Genomic DNA, 15897 nt, shown 5'->3' with positions numbered 1-15897 from the left:
TGCGTTCGATGCGACGAGGCATTCCTCCGTAGCTCAATTGGCAGAGCAGCCGGCTGTTAACCGGCAGGTTACTGGTTCGAGTCCAGTCGGGGGAGCTCGGTCCTCCGTAGCTCAATTGGCAGAGCAGCCGGCTGTTAACCGGCAGGTTACTGGTTCGAGTCCAGTCGGGGGAGCATGCTGAACGAGGGCCCTGCGGGGCCCTTTTTCATGCCCGGACCACAGGTGTGCGCAAGGCGCGGCGAGGGCCGGGTGCGGGGCGGATTCGCGGCCGCGTTCCTGACGGAGGCGCTGATCGGGCCGCGTGCGCCGACCCCGGCCCGCCGGTGCGGAACCGCCGGGGCCGCCACGGAGTCCTCAAGGTCAGGCGGGCCGCGGAGAAGACGACCATGGCGAAGCAGGAGATCGTATGAGCGGCTATGCTGCGGCAGACGGCGCGCACACTTGTACGCGGCGCGCCGCAACGGGGCGGTAGCTCAGCCGGTTAGAGCAGCGGACTCATAATCCGTCGGTCCTGGGTTCGAGTCCCAGCCGCCCCACACCAGAAGAATCGTCGCAAACTGCGAAAAAGATCGGCCTCACGCTAACACCGGTGTGGCGTTCGCCCTACGGACGCCACACCGCGGCGCTGAAGCGACTTCCGTCAAGCTTCGCCCAAGGCCGATTAACGAAGTCCGGCCGACGTCTCCCGCACGGCCCAGCATCGGGCCCCCGCCACCCAGATGGGGCGTCGCGGACGGGATGACTCACCACGCGTCCGAGCAGTCCGCCCTTGCCCCGGGTGGACAGGTACGTCGTCTTGTCCCTAGTCCATTTGGCCCCACGGTGACTGCGCCCAGCCCGGAGGAGCCGCGCCACGGCTGTGAAGGCCGCGTCGCTGACCAGAACTTGAGGCACCGTGCCCTTGACCAGCGGGAACGCGGCCGCAGTTGACGGCTGCCCGGGATGCGCCGACGACGCGTAGGACCGCGTGCTCGTCCCTCGTCCCTCCGGACCATCTGATCCAGTGCCAGCGGGACGGTGCCGCGACGACGAAAGGAAAAGGCGCGACGGCGAAAGGAAAAGGCAAGAAGCTCACGCTCCTCGCCACTTTCAAGGTATAGCGCGTCGGGGGGCTTGCGGCAAGGCCCCGGTCGGGGCGCAGAATCGTCGGCCGAGGCCGCGACCTGCGGAAACGGGCGACGACGTGCACGTGTGGCGCCGTCGACGTCGACGTACCGGGGACGCGGTGACGCGGTGACGGCAGAAAGAGTGGCGGAGGACCGGCGGTGCGGGCGTGGGCGCTCGGGGCGGAGGCGCGAGTGTGCTCGCCTCCGCCAGAGGGTCCCCGCCCCGAGTGGGCCGGTCCGCTCGGCGGAGGAAGGGCGAGGGCGACGAGAGGTGAGGACGTGCACCACAAGGAGTGCGACACGGCGGGAGGCGCCGGGGACGCGATCGGCCGACGCGGTGCGACGGAGCACGGCTGTCCCGGAGGCACGGCGATGAGCGGGCCGTATATCCGAGATATCCGGGACGTCGACGAGACGCAGGGCGCGGTCGTCGGCGGCAAGGGCGCGCACCTGGGCGGGCTGTCGCGGATCGAGGGCGTCCGCGTGCCGCCCGGCTTCTGCGTGACGACGGACGCCTTCCGGCGGATCATGGCGCAAGCGCCGTCAGTCGGAGATCGGCTCGATCAGCTCTCGCGCCTCGGTCCGGACGACCGGGAGGCGATCCGCACGCTCAGCGCGGAGATCCGCCGGACCGTCGAAGGAATCGCGGTCCCCGGCGATCTCGCGGCCGCGATCACCGGCGCGCTCGCCCGGCTCGGCGAACAGGCCGGCTACGCCGTGCGATCCAGCGCGACGGCGGAGGACCTGCCGACGGCCTCCTTCGCCGGTCAGCAGGACACGTACCTGAACGTCGTGGGGCCCGCGGCGGTCCTCCGGCACGTCAGCCGGTGCTGGGCCTCGCTGTTCACCGAGCGGGCCGTGAGCTACCGCCAGCGCAACGGCATCGACCACCGGACGGTCCGCATGGCCGTGGTCGTGCAGCGGATGGTCGTCCCGCACGCGGCCGGCGTCCTGTTCACGGCCGACCCCGTCACGGGCGACCGGACGGTCGCCGCCGTCGACGCGGGCTTCGGCCTCGGCGAGGCGCTGGTCTCCGGCCTGGTGAACCCGGACGTCTTCAGAGTGCGGCACGGCGAGGTCGTCGCCAAGGCGGTCGCCGCCAAGCAGCGCGCCGTGCGCGCCGCGCCGGACGGCGGTACGCGCGTCGTGGCGATCGACGCGGAGCGGCAGCGGCAGCCGGCGCTGACGGATGCGCAGGTCGTACGCCTCGTGCGGCTCGGACGGCGGATCGAGGCGCACTTCGGGCGCCCGCAGGACATCGAATGGTGCCTGGCCGACGACGGCTTCCACATCGTGCAGAGCCGGCCGATCACGACACTGTTCCCCGTCCCGGAGACCGGCGACCGGGAGAACCACGTCTACCTCTCCGTGGGCCATCAGCAGATGATGACCGACCCCATGAAGCCCCTGGGGCTCTCCGTGTGGCAGATGACGGCCCTGGCCCCGATGCACGAGGCCGGCGGGAGGCTGTTCGTCGACGTCACCCGGCGCCTGGCCTCGCCCGCGAGCCGCGCCGCCCTCCTGGACGCGTGGGGGAGGGGCGATCCGCTGACCAGGGACGCGCTGGAGACCGTACTCGACCGCGACGGCTTCGTCCCCTCGCTCCCGGACCCGGAACCCGGCGGACCGCCGCCGGGCGCCGTGCCCGCCCCGATCGCGACGGATCCGGCGGTCGTCGCCGCGCTGATCGAGCGCAGCCGGGCGTCCGTCGCCGCCCTGCGGAGCGGCATCCGCACGAAGACCGGACCGGCGCTGTTCGCGTTCCTGCTGGAGGCGTTCGAGGAGCACAAGCGGGTCCTCAGCGATCCGCTGAGCATGCGGGCGATCATGGCGGGGATGGAGGCCACGTGGTGGCTCAACGACAAGCTGCTGGCGTGGCTGGACGAGAAGAACGCCGCCGACACGCTCACGCTGTCCGCCCCCGGCAACGTCACGTCGGAGATGGGACTGGCGCTGCTCGACGTCGCGGACGTGATCCGCCCGCACCCGCGGGTGGTGACGTTCCTTCAGGGAGTCGAGAGCGACGACTTCCTGGACGAGCTGGCGAAGCTCCCGGGCGGCGCCGCGGCGCGCGACGCCATCGACGCCTACCTCGACCGGTACGGCATGCGCTGCGTCGGCGAGATCGACCTCACGAGGCCGCGTTGGCGCGAACGCCCCAGCACTCTCGTCCCGGTGATCCTCGACCACGTCAGGAACTTCGCGCCCGGCGCGGCCGAGCGGCGCTTCGCGCGAGGACGGCAGGAGGCGCGGAAGAAGGAACAGGACGTGCTGTCGCGCCTGCGGGCCCTGCCGGACGGCGACCGGAAGGCCGACGAGACCAAGCGGATGATCGACCGGGTCCGCACCTTCGTCGGGTACCGGGAGTACCCGAAATACGGCATCGTCACTCGCTACCTCGTCTACAAGCAGGCCCTGTTGGCGGAGGCCGAGCGCCTCGTGCGCGCAGGCGTGCTGCCGGAGAAGGAGGACGTCTTCTACCTCACGTTCCAGGAGTTCCACGACGCCGTGCGCGCGAACGAGGTGGACGACCGGCTCGTCCAGCGGCGCAAGGAGGCGTTCCAGTCGTACCGCGCGCTCACCCCGCCCCGGGTCCTCACCTCGGACGGCGAGGCGGTCGCCGGGGCCTACCGGCGCGAGGACGTGCCGCCCGGCGCCCTGGTCGGCCTGCCGGTCTCCGGCGGGACCGTCGAGGGCCGGGCACGCGTCGTCCTCGACATGGCCGGGGCCGCTCTCGAGGCGGGCGACATCCTGGTCACGACCTACACGGACCCGAGCTGGTCGCCGCTGTTCGTCGGCGTCGCGGGCCTGGTCACCGAGGTGGGCGGCCTGATGACCCACGGCGCGGTGATCGCCCGCGAGTACGGCCTGCCGGCCGTCGTCGGCACGGAGCACGCCACCCGGCTGATCCGCGACGGTCAGCGGATCCGCGTGCACGGGACGGAGGGGTACGTCGAGATCCTCGCCTGACCGACCCCCTCCACCTGAACTGGGCATCTACCGGGAGTTCGTCTAAGTTGCCATGTCCCTGGTCATGTCGGCCGGTCTTCTTCGGAGCATGGGGATGCGAATGAACAGTGAGTCAGCGGTGCAGCGTGAGGGCGTGGAGGCGGTTGCTCCGATGGTCGCCCGAGCCATGGGGCCTGCGTGGCGCCGCGAGTATCTCGCTGGGATGGATCCGTTGCGCGGGGCGAGACCCGACGGGGCTTCCGTGGAGTACGTCCTCGACGGTGCGCCAGCGGAGGGGACGAGCGGTGGTCCTGTGCTGGTGCTCGCGTCCTGCGGGCGGCGGGTCGCGGCGCGGCTCGTGGACACCGTGATCGCGTCCGTGTTCGCGCTCTTCGGCTTCATGGCGGCGGCCGCGTCAACTGACGGGGTGGCGTTGTTGTTGGCGGTTCCGGTGGGGTTCGCCGCCGGGGGCCTGGTCTACTTCGTTCCTCTGGTGCACTGGTGGGGGACGACCGTGGGGAAGCGGCTGTTCGGGCTGCGGGTCGTCCGGCTGTGGTCGGACGGGACGCTCCCGCCGTCCTGGAAGGACGCGTTCATCAGGGAGTTCGACATGGGCGCCTTTCTCTCGCTCCCGGTCCTCAACCTCCTGGTCGCGGCGATCGGGTTGGCGCAGATGTCGAAGAACTGGGGCTCGTACCACCAGAGCAAGTACGACCGGGCGGCGCGCACGGTCGTCGTGCGGTGGCCCGCACGAGCGGTGGGGAGCGCTGAGTGACCCGGTCGTCCGAGGCGTCTTAACTGATGGAACGTCATATTTGACGTTCGGTGGCCCCCGCCCTCGCCTCCGCTCCCGCCCAAGTGATGGGGAAGTCCGTTTGGTCAAGCCCTAGTTGAACAGCCGTGACCGGTACATGCGAGACCTTGAGCACTTCTGAAGACTTGGTCGTCTCTTTGCTTCACTTGATCTCTCCATGTGCAACTCTTCCGGTTTTCTTTACCGAATTCATGTGTTCTATGGGTCGATTTGGCCGCTTGGCGGCTGCGGTATGTCGTTGACGCCTGCGCCCGACTGGGTTTTGATCACCCGGCTGTAATGAACATGTGAACACGGGGTGAGGTTCGTGGGGTGGGGTGGAGTGCGTCGTGTGGTCATCGCAGCGGCGCTTCTCACGCAACTGCTGGGCGCCGCGGGAACGCAGGCGGTCGCCGCGACCGCTTCGACGTCCGAGCGAGCTGCCGTCGACGACGGGAGCGACGACCTGTCGCCCGAGGCCGCGGCGTCCCAGAAGGCTGCGGCTTCGGGCGCGCCCGTGGAGGTGAGTGCGGAGACGACGCCCACGCAGCTCGTCACCGCACAGCCGGACGGCGCCTTCACCGTCGCGTTCGATCCGGCGCCGGTGCGGGTGAAGCGGCCGTCCGGGTGGGCGCCCGTCGACACCGACCTGCAGACGGGCCCTGACGGGGGCGTCGTGCCGAAGGCCGCCGCCGCCGACGTCTCGTTCTCCGGCGGCGGATCGCAGGACCGGCCTCTGGCGACCATCACGGAGGGAGGCAGGGTCTACAGCGTCAGCTCGCCCTGGAAGCTGCCTGCCCCCACGCTGGCCGGCCCTACTGCGACCTACTCGAATGTCATGCCCGCTACAGACCTGACAGTGCGTGCCACACCGGACGGCTTCAGCGAGAATCTGGTGGTCAAGTCGCGTGAGGCGGCTCAGAACCCGGACCTCGCCAGCATCCGCTTCCCCGTCTCCGTCACGGGCGTCACCGCACGCGACACCGGCGCGGGCGGAGCGGCTTTCGTGGACGACGGAGGTCGCCCGGTCTTCACCACGGGTACCGCGTTGATGTACGACTCCGCGGCGGCCTCGGCCCCCACAGCGGCGCTGACACGCGGCACCCTTCGCGCCGCCTCCGCACCCATCGTCGCGAACACGGACGGGCCGGCGCCCGGCGCGCACACCGCCACGATGGACGTGACGGTCTCGGACGACGATCTCACGCTGAAGCCCGACCAGTCCTTCCTCCGTGACCCCGACACCGAGTACCCCGTGGTCCTGGACCCGCAGACGACCAGCGCATCGCTCTCCGGCTGGACGACGGTGTGGACCAGTTCGCCGTCCACGTCCTTCTGGAAGACATCGCACGCGCTCGGCGTCGGCTACGACGCCTGGGTCGACAACAAGAAGGCACGCTCGCTGTACCAGTTCGACACGCACACCCTGGGCGGCAAGAAGATCCTCTCGGCGACCTTCACCGCACTGGAGGAGTGGTCGGCCAACTGCACGGCCAAGCCCGTGGAGTTGTGGCGCACCGGGGCGATCTCCTCGTCGACCACGTGGTCCGCCCAGCCCGCTTGGTCCTCGCGCGTCGACACGGTGACGACAGCCAAGGGCTACTCGACCTCCTGCCCCGGAGGGAACGTGTCCTTCGACGCGACCAGTGCGGTCGGCTACACCGCCGGCCAGTCCGCGTCGACGACCACGCTCGGTCTACGTGCTGCCGACGAAAGCGACGAGATCGCCTGGAAGCAGTTCGCCTCGCCGTCCGACCACAAACCCACCCTGTCCGTGACCTTCGTGTCCAAGCCCAGCGACCCCACCAGCGTGAAGATGTCGAACCCGAGCCTGGCGTGCGCCACGACGTACGGCGCCGCCGTGGTGATCCGGTCCACCGCGCCGACCCTCGCCGCGGCGCCGAGGTCCGCCGACGGCTCTCAGTCGACACTGCGGCCTGACTTCGAGGTCTACAAGTACGACCCCGACGCCGCCGACCCGCGCGTCGCCTCCGGCAGTCCCTCGGCGTACACGACGTCCGGCACGACCGGAACCTGGACGACGTCCGCCCTCGCCAACGGCCAGACCTACTGGTTCCGCGCGCGCAGCGAGTACAAGTACTCGTTCAACGGCACTACCGCGTCCATGTACTCGGGGTGGTCCGCGGGGTGCTGGTTCCGGATCGACACCTCGCGCCCCGTGCAACCGGACGTCGATTCGACGGCCTACCCCGAGTGCGCCAGTCCCGACACTCCCGACGTCTGCGCGGCGGCCGGAGGAGTCGGCGCCCCCGGCTCGTTCACTCTCAAGGCCAACGGCGCCGGCGATGTCGTGAAGTACACCTACCAGTTGAACGACGACGAGGTTCGGACGAAGACGTTCAGCACTCCCACGTCGAGCTACACGACGCCTCTTGCGCCCGACGTGCGAGGTCTGAACACGCTGACCGTCGACACCTGGGACGCGGCAGGCAACGAGTCGACCAGCTATACCTACTTCTTCAAGGTCGCGCCCGGCGCCGGACCAGTCGACCGGTGGACGTTGGACGAGGGAACGGGAGCCACGGCGGCCGACGGCGTCGGCGGCAAGGACGCGACCCTGCACGGACCGATCGCCTGGACCGGCCGGGCTCGTCTGGGCGACGCCTTGCAGGGAGACGGCGCCTCGGCCTACGCGAGCACGGCCTCGTCCGCTCTGGACACCAGTAAGAGCTTCACCGTCTCCGCCTGGGTCCGTCTGAACTCCCTGGCCGCCAACAGCACCTTCGTGGCTCAGGAAGGCGTCAACGCGGACGGCTTCCAGCTCTACTACTCGACCCAGTTCGGCTGGGTGTTCAACCGCCACGCCACGGACGTCACGTCGCCGGCGATCGTCAGAGCGCAGTCGTCCGCCACGCCGGTCGCCGGTGTGTGGACCCACCTGCTCGGCGTCTACGACGCCCAGGCGCAGCAGATCCGGCTCTACGTCAACGGTGTGAACGACGAGACCCTGAACGCGTCGTTCACCACGCCGTGGAAGGCCGGCGGCCCCGTCGACATCGCCCGTCGCCTGTACCAAGGCGGATTCGGCGAATACGCGAACGGAACCATCGACGACATCGTCCTCTGGAACCGCATCCTGTCGCCCGAAGAGGTCGCCGACCTCCAGGCGATGACCGACCCGAGCACCGGGCACGCACGCCCCGCGTTGTCCGCCGAGTGGAGCATGGACGAGACCTCGGGGTCCAGCGCCTCGGACTCCTCCGGCTACGGCCACACCGCTGCCGTGACCGCCGGAGGAACCTGGACCGCCGACGCCGACGGCGGCAAGGGCGCGGTGCTCTCCCTGAACGGGACGTCAACGGCCAACGCCACGGCGACCGGTCCGATCGTCGACTCGCAGGGCGACTTCACCGTGGCGGCCTGGGCCAAGCTCGACGCCGCCGCCCTGTCCGACACCACGGTGGCCCACCACATGCGGATCGCCGCCCAGTCCGGCGCCGTCCGAGACTCCTGGGGCCTGTGGTACGACCAGGCGGCCGGATCCAGCCAGGGCATGTGGGTGTTCGGCCGCACCACCGCGGACACCACCAGCGGATCCGTCGTCGAAGTCCCCGCCGGACTCGCGTCCGCGCAACTGGTCGACCCCGGCGCCTGGACCCTGCTGACCGGCGTCTACGACGGCGCTCACCACCAGTTGTTCCTCTACGTCAACGGCGTCCGCCAAGGGGCGCAAGGAGACACCGACACCGACGACGACACCGGCGACGGCGTCGTCTTCACCAGCCCCTGGCAGGCCACCGGCGCCTTCACCATCGGCCGGGGCCGCATCAGCACCGGCGCCTACGGCGATTACGCACACGGCCTCGTGGACGACGTGCGGGTGTGGACCGGAGTGATGTCCGACACCGCCGTCGACCAGATGTACGTCACCGAAGTGCCCATCCCGCTGTGACGCGGCCCCGCCGGAACGGCGGCCCCGCCACACACGCAGCGGACCCCTACGCATCCCACACGATCAGGAGAGCAGTCATGGATGGGCTACGGCGGACACGCCTGTGGGTCGTCGCCGTCACCACCGGCGCCCTGGTGGCCACCGGGCTGGGCACGGCCCCCGCCGTCTGGGCCGCCCAGCGGCACGGACACCGCACGGTCGACGTGCCAGAGGTCAAGGACGGCGCCGCCGTCCCCTTCCGGGCGAAGCAGTCCGCCCGGAAGGACCCGGCCAAGGCGGCTGCCGCCCTTACGGCTGCGGCCGGGAACAGACCCCCCGCCTGGCCGACCGCCGCCACAGCCACCCTGCCCGTCGCAGGCGAGGCGTCGCCGGCGAAGACCACAGCGGTGGGCAAGCTGCCCGTCCGGGTGAGCGCCGTTTCGAAGAACGACGCCCCCGCCCAGGTGACAGTCCGGGTGGCCGACCACAGCACCGCCACGACGCTCGGCGTCGACGGAGCCGTCCTGTCGATCGCCCGTGCCGACAAGCGCAGAGGCGCAGGCAAGGCCCGTCTCACCCTGGACTACTCCGGCTTCGCCGACGCCTTCGGCGGTGACTACGCCTCCCGGCTCACCCTCGTGCGCGTCCCCGCCTGCGCACTCACCACACCAGCCGCCGAGAAGTGCCGGACCGCGACTCCGGTCGCCGCCACGAACGACGTCGACCACCACACCCTCACGACCGTCGCCCCGGTCTCCGCCTCCGCCGCCACGGCATTCGCCGCGACGGCCGCCGCCAAGTCGGGCGCCGGCTCGTACCAGGCGACCTCGCTGAGCCCGTCGGCCGCCTGGAACGCCGGCGGCTCCAGCGGTGACTTCACCTGGTCCTACCCGCTCACAGCACCCCCGTCCAACGGCGGCCCGACCCCCAACCTGGCGCTCACCTACGACGCGCAGAGCGTCGACGGCCGACTGCCGTCCACGAACAACCAGCCGTCCTGGGTCGGCGAGGGCTTCGACCTCTCCACCTCCTACATCGAGCGCTCCTACGACTCCTGCGACGACGACGGCCAGACGGGCAAGTACGACGAGTGCTGGGCGAACGACAACGCCACCCTCGTCCTCGGCGGCAAGTCCAGCCCCCTGATCAAGGACAGCAAGACCGGCGCCTGGCACCCCAAGACCGATGACGGCGAGCGCGTCGTCCGCTCCACCGGCGCCGTGAACGGCGACAACGACGGCGAGTACTGGACCGTCACCACCCAGGACGGCACCCAGTACGTCTTCGGCAAGAACCACCTGCCCGGCTGGACCACCGGAGCCGCCGTCACCAACTCCGTGTGGACCACGCCGGTCTTCGGCGACGACTCCAAGGAACCGGGCTACGACCAGGGAACGTCCTTCTCCAGCCGTGCCCTCACGCAGGCTTGGCGCTGGAACCTCGACTACGTGGTGGACCCGCACGGCAACGCGATGTCGTACTGGTACGCCAAGGAGACCAACTACTACGCCAAGAACGGCGCCACCACGGTCAACGGCGCCGCCTACGACCGCGGCGGCTACCTCAGCCGCATCGACTACGGCATCACCTCCGCCACGGTCTTCGGCGCCGCCCCCGAACAAGTCGCCTTCACCACCGCCGAACGCTGCCTGGTGACGAGCACCGAGCAGTGCTCCTCCCTCACCTCCAGCACCGCCCCGCACTGGCCGGACGTGCCCTTCGACCAACTCTGCGACTCGGGCAAGGTCTGCAAGTCCACCGGCCCCACGTTCTTCTCCCGCAGGCGCCTCACCGGCGTCACCACCCGGATCTGGGACGCGAGCCTGGCCACACCGGCCTACCGGGACGTGGACGCCTGGGCGCTCGACCAGTCCTTCCCCGACCCCGGCGACGGCACGTCGGCCGGTCTGTGGCTGAAGTCCATCACCCGCACCGGCAAGAACGGGACCCCGGTCACCATGCCGCCCGTCGCCTTCGGCGGCGTCCAGCTCTACAACCGCGTCGACACCACGCACGACGACATCGCCGCGCTGGTCAAGTGGCGGGTGCGCACCGTCACTTCGGAGACCGGTTCCGTACTCACCGTCAACTACTCCGCCCCGCAGTGCGTCGCCGGCACGTCCATGCCGAGCAGCCCCGACTCCGACACGATGCGCTGCTTCCCCGCGTACTGGCAGCCGCCCTTCACCTCCGCCCCGCAACTGGACTGGTTCCACAAGTACGTCATCACCCAGATCACCGAGTCGGACCCCACCGGCGGCGCTCCCCTGGTGGAGACGGACTACACCTACAACGGCGCTCCGGCCTGGCACTACGACACCGACGACGTCACGTCGCCGGACAAGCGCAAGACGTGGTCCGTCTGGCGCGGCTACGGCAGCGTCACCACGACCACGGGCAACGACCAGTCCACCCGCACGAAGAACGTCTCGACGTACTTCCGCGGCATGGACGGGGACAAGCAGTCCGACGGCGCCACACGCAGCGTCAAGGTGACCGACTCCCACAACGTCCAGGTCACCGACTCCGACCCGCTGGCCGGAACGGTCCGCGAGGCCGTCTCCTACGACGGCGCCGCCGAAGTCTCCGGCGTCATCACCGACCCCTGGACGCACCAGACCGGCAGCGACGGAACCCGCGCTTCCTACTACACCCGGTCGGGAACCGTTCACCACCGCACCGACCTGTCCGCCGGCGGCACCCGCGACACCACCGTCAGCACGACCTACGACGACACCACCGGCGCCGCACTCGCGGTCGACGACTCCGGGGACGCGGCGGTCACGGGCGACGAGCAGTGCACGCGCACTGCTTTCGCCAACGACACCGCCGACTGGCTGATGGCCTTTCCGGTACGGGTCGAGACCGTCGACGTGAGCTGCGGCGCCTCCGCCAGCCGGCCCGACGACGTGATCTCCGACGTCCGGACCCTCTACGACAACCAGACCTACGGCGCCGCGCCGACACAGGGCGACGAGACCTCCACCCAGCGGCTCACGTCGTACAGCAACGGCAACCCGGTCTACCAGACCGTCTCCACGAGCCACTACGACAGCCAAGGCCGCGTCGACTCCGTCAAGGACGCCAACTCCGCCGACGTCAGCACCACCAAGTACACCCCTGCCACCGGTGGTCCGCTGACCAGCACCGTCACCACGGATGCCGCCAAGTACGCCACCACGACCAACTTCGACCCCGGTCGAGGCACAGCCACCTCGGTCGTCGACCCCAACGGCAAGCGCACGGAGTACGCCTACGACGGACTCGGCCGTGCCACCAGCCTGTGGCTGCCGAACCGCAACAAGGCATCCGGTCAGACCCCGAACCTCGTCTACCAGTACTCGATCTCCAAGACCGCGGCATCCGTGGTCTCCACCGGCAAGCTCAACAACGACGGCGCCACGTACGACACCGCCTACGCCCTCTACGACGCGCTGCTGCGCGCCCGGCAGACCCAGACGCCCGCCCCGGGCGGGGGCCGGGTCATCGCCGAGACGAAGTACGACAGCCGCGGCCTGGCCGTCGAAGCCGACGCCGACTACACCGATGCCAAGAACCCGTCCGGCTCTCTGGAAACCATCACCTCGGCCGTTCCCTCGCAGACCCTGACCGCATACGACGGCGCCGGCCGCCCCACCGCCGCCGACTTCTCCGCAGGCGGCGTGAAGCGGTGGACGACTTCCACCGCCTACGGCGGGGACCGCACCACCGTCACGCCGCCTCAGGGCGGCATCGCCACCACGACGCTGGCGGACACCCTCGGCCGGACCACCGAAGTCCGCCAGTACGACAGCGGGACCCCGACCGGCCCGTACACGTCGGTCAAGTACGCCTACGACGCCAAGAGCCGTCTGAAGGAGATATCCGACGACGACGGCGACAAGTGGTCCTACGACTACGACCTCATGGGCCGGCGGACCAGCTCCACGGATCCCGACACCGGCAAGACCACCACCTCCTACGACGCACTCGATCAGGTCGCCTCCACCACGTCCGCCGTCGGCACCGCCGACGAGAAGACCCTGAGCTACTCCTACGACGCGCTCGGGCGTCAGACGGCCAGGTACGACGGCGCCACCCAGGACGCCGCCCACCAGCTCGCCAAGTGGACCTACGACTCGATCGCCAAGGGACAGCCCACGTCCACGATCCGCTATGTGGGCGGCAGCACGGGCAAGGCGTACATCAGCCAGGTAGGCGCCTATGACAGCCTCTACCGGCCCACGCTCACCCGCGTCACCATCCCGTCCGTCACCGGCGAAGAGGCTTTGGCCGGCTCGTACACCTCAACCGTCGGCTACAACCTCGACGGCACCGTCCAGGTCGCCTCGGACCCCGCCGTCGGCGGACTGCCCGGCGAATCCCTGGAGTACGGCTACAACGACCTGAGCATGCCCACGACGCTGAAGGGCGCGACGGGCTACGTGCAGAACACGAGCTACACCAAGCTCAGCGACATCGGGCAGGTCATCCTCGGAGTCTCCGGCTCCGACACCGCCAAGTGGCTGCAGATCACCAACACCTACGAAGACGGCACCCGCCGCCTGCAACGCGAACTCGTCACCGACGACGCCCAGGCCGCCCCCGTCCAGGACAGCTCCTATACCTACGACGACTCCGGCAACCCCACCAAGGTCGCCACGCACGCCGACGCCACGGACGACGTCCAGTGCTACCGCTACGACGGACACGACCGCCTCACCGAGGCATGGACCCCCACCGGCGGCTGCGCGTCCGACCCGTCGACGGCCGTCCTGGGCGGCCCGGCCCCGTACTGGCAGAGCTTCGCCTACGACCACCTGGGCAACCGCACCACGCAGGTCGACCACGCCACGACCAGCGGCGGCGACGACAGCACCACGTCCTTCGCCTACGCGAACGCCGGCGCTCAGCAGGCCCACGCCCTCACCTCCTCGACCACGGTCACCGGTGACAAGGAAGTCCAGAACGCCTACACCTACGACGCGTCCGGCAACACCCGCACCCGCACCTACGACGACAAGACCCAGACTCTCGACTGGGACGACGAGAATCACCTGGCCAAGGTCGCCAACGCCGACGGCACATCGGCCTCGTACCTGTACGACGCCGACGGCAACCGTCTCCTCGCCCGCGACGACTCCGGGACCACGCTCTACCTCGGCGACACCGAAGTCCGCCTCGCGAAGGGCGCGAGCACGACGAGCGGGACTCGCTACTACTCGTGGGGCGGCCAGACGATCGCGGTCCGCACGAGCACCGGTGGCCTTCAGTGGCAGGTCACGGACGCACACGACACGGCCGAGACCGGAGTCGACGCCACTACGCAGGCGATCACCCGCCGCCGTCTCGACCCCTTCGGCAACCCCCGCGGCGGCCAGCCCGACTCCAGCGCCTGGCTGGGGAGCAAGGGCTTCGTCAACGGCGTCCGGGACACCGGCACCGGCCTCACCCACCTCGGGGCGCGCGAGTACGACCCTGCCATCGGCCGTTTCATCTCCGTGGACCCCGTCCTGGAACTGACCGACTCCCAGCAGATCGACGGATACACCTACGCGGCCGACAACCCCGTCGCCGGAAGCGACCCGGCAGGGCTCTGGCTGGACGACGGAACCGGGCACAACGAGCCGCGCACCGACGGCGGCCCCGCCGGACCGGCCAGCCCCACCCCCGGCATCCCCGGGGGCGGACCGGGCAAGGGAGGCTGCTACTACTCCTGCGGAGGCAACAGCGGCGGCGGCGGTGGCGGCGGCCACGGCGGAGGCTCCCACGGCGGCGGAGGCCATCACCATAGCTGCGGCTGGTCGTTCTCCTGCCATGTCTCCGACTTCGGGCACAAGGGCTGGAACTTCGTCAAACAGCACCCGGTGATCGCCTCGGTCGTCGCCACCGCCGTGGTCGTGGGCGTGGTCGCCTGCATCGTGGCCTGCGCGGCCGTCCTCGTAGCCGGAGCAAGCGGGTTCACCGCGGGCGCCGAGGCCGGCAGCCTCACAGCCGCGGTCACCGGCGCCGCGGCAGGCGTGATCGGAGAGGGCGGCGCAGTCGTAGCGGGAGCCTCGGGCATCGCCGCAGCCGGCGCCGCGGCAGTCTCCAAGGGAACGAAGACAGCGGCCGCGTCCGAGGCCGCGGCCGGCGCCGGGGCGAAGACGGCCAGCACGGCCGCCGAGGACACCGCGTCCTCCGGCGCCGCGAAGAGCGGCGACCGCGCCGAGACCGCCGAACCCAAATCCGGCGCCAGGGGCTGCGAACACAGCTTCCTGCCGTCGACCAAGGTCCTCATGGCCGACGGACATGAGAAGAAGATCAAGGACATCAAGGCGGGGGACGAGGTCCGGGCCACCGACCCGGTGTCCGGCAAGAGCACGTCCCGCACCGTCGAGAAACTGATCACCACAGAGCACGACAAGGACTTCGTCACTCTCACCGTCCGGGACGGCGCCAAGTCCCCGAAGATCGTCGCCACTGTCACGCACCCCTTCTGGGTCACGTCCCAGCGAGCCTGGCTCGACGCGGGCGACCTCCAGCCCGGCATGCACCTCCGCACCCCCTCGGGCACGGAAGCCACCGTCACCCACATAGTCATATGGCACCACCCGCACCTGACACACGACCTGACGGTCGCTGTGACGCACACGTACTATGTGCTGGCGGGGCAGACGCCGGTTCTGGTTCACAATTGTGGTGAGTCCGATGTCACGACGGTTTATCGAAAGCAGGACACTTCGATTCCGGAAACCCAGAGGCTGTCTGTTGATGCGGACGGCAATGTCTCGCACGCAGGGTCGGGATCGCTGTACCTCAACATGACTGGCGATATTAGTCATTCGCTTGGATTCAAGGGTGATCAGCTAGTCGCCTTCGACGTGCCCACCTCCTATGTTCGCGAGCTTTCGGAAGCCTCCCTGCCTCAACGTATGCCACGCGGATGGACGGGGATGAAGCGCGAATGGAATCGGGCTCTCAAAATGGCCCCGGACCAGTCTGATGGGCCTGGGCTCTTTGGTCTTCGTGATCACCATATTCCTGGGCTACTGGATGCCATCATTCCGGGATCGGGCCGGATCGTTGGATAGGACGGATTTGATGAGTCGTTACGATCTTGCAAGTGAGGGGCGTCGCCTGGGGCGGCGCCCGTCGGAAGGCCCGATCGCCCTGCTTGGGTTGTTGGTGGTCACACC

4 protein-coding genes and 3 tRNA genes are annotated in these 15897 nt (G+C 69.7%); all 7 read left to right on the top strand.

The features are described from left to right. The first annotated feature begins 22 nt into the window (after positions 1 to 22). The 7 genes from ABZ861_RS18445 to ABZ861_RS18415 all read left to right on the top strand — a co-directional run bounded on the left by ABZ861_RS18445 (position 23) and on the right by ABZ861_RS18415 (position 15792). A tRNA-Asn gene (locus tag ABZ861_RS18445) sits at positions 23 to 95 on the top strand. Positions 96 to 100: 5 nt separating this feature from the next. Continuing rightward, positions 101 to 173, top strand: a tRNA-Asn gene (locus ABZ861_RS18440). A 289-nt stretch (positions 174 to 462) separates the two neighbouring features. Beyond that, positions 463 to 536 (top strand) — tRNA-Ile (locus ABZ861_RS18435). A gap of 942 nt (positions 537 to 1478) precedes the next feature. Next, entirely contained in the window at positions 1479 to 4076 is a 2598-nt protein-coding gene (gene rph, locus ABZ861_RS18430; RefSeq protein WP_361631266.1) for a rifamycin-inactivating phosphotransferase, read from the top strand. 292 nt (positions 4077 to 4368) lie between these two features. Beyond that, positions 4369 to 4830, top strand: a complete 462-nt coding sequence (locus ABZ861_RS18425) for an RDD family protein (RefSeq protein WP_361631264.1) — start codon at positions 4369 to 4371, stop codon at positions 4828 to 4830. 370 nt (positions 4831 to 5200) lie between these two features. After that, positions 5201 to 8761 carry a LamG-like jellyroll fold domain-containing protein gene (locus tag ABZ861_RS18420; RefSeq protein ID WP_361631261.1) on the top strand — a complete coding sequence of 1187 codons (3561 nt, stop codon included), beginning with the start codon at positions 5201 to 5203 and terminating at the stop codon, positions 8759 to 8761. Positions 8762 to 8838: 77 nt separating this feature from the next. Next, positions 8839 to 15792: a polymorphic toxin-type HINT domain-containing protein gene (locus ABZ861_RS18415; protein ID WP_361631258.1), complete on the top strand. Its 6954-nt coding sequence runs from the start codon at positions 8839 to 8841 to the stop codon at positions 15790 to 15792. Positions 15793 to 15897: the final 105 nt, after the last annotated feature.

Source organism: Streptomyces sp. NPDC046985 (assembly GCF_040644415.1).
Taxonomy (GTDB): domain Bacteria; phylum Actinomycetota; class Actinomycetes; order Streptomycetales; family Streptomycetaceae; genus Streptomyces.
Note: the sequence above shows the minus strand (reverse complement) of the source record. Positions and strands in the feature narration are given on the sequence as shown.

Excerpts from the sequence above, each read along its gene's own strand:
- rph (WP_361631266.1), top strand. The coding sequence starts at position 1,479 with ATGAGCGGGCCGTATATCCGAGATATCCGGGACGTCGACGAGACGCAG.
- ABZ861_RS18415 (WP_361631258.1), top strand. The coding sequence starts at position 8,839 with ATGGATGGGCTACGGCGGACACGCCTGTGGGTCGTCGCCGTCACCACC.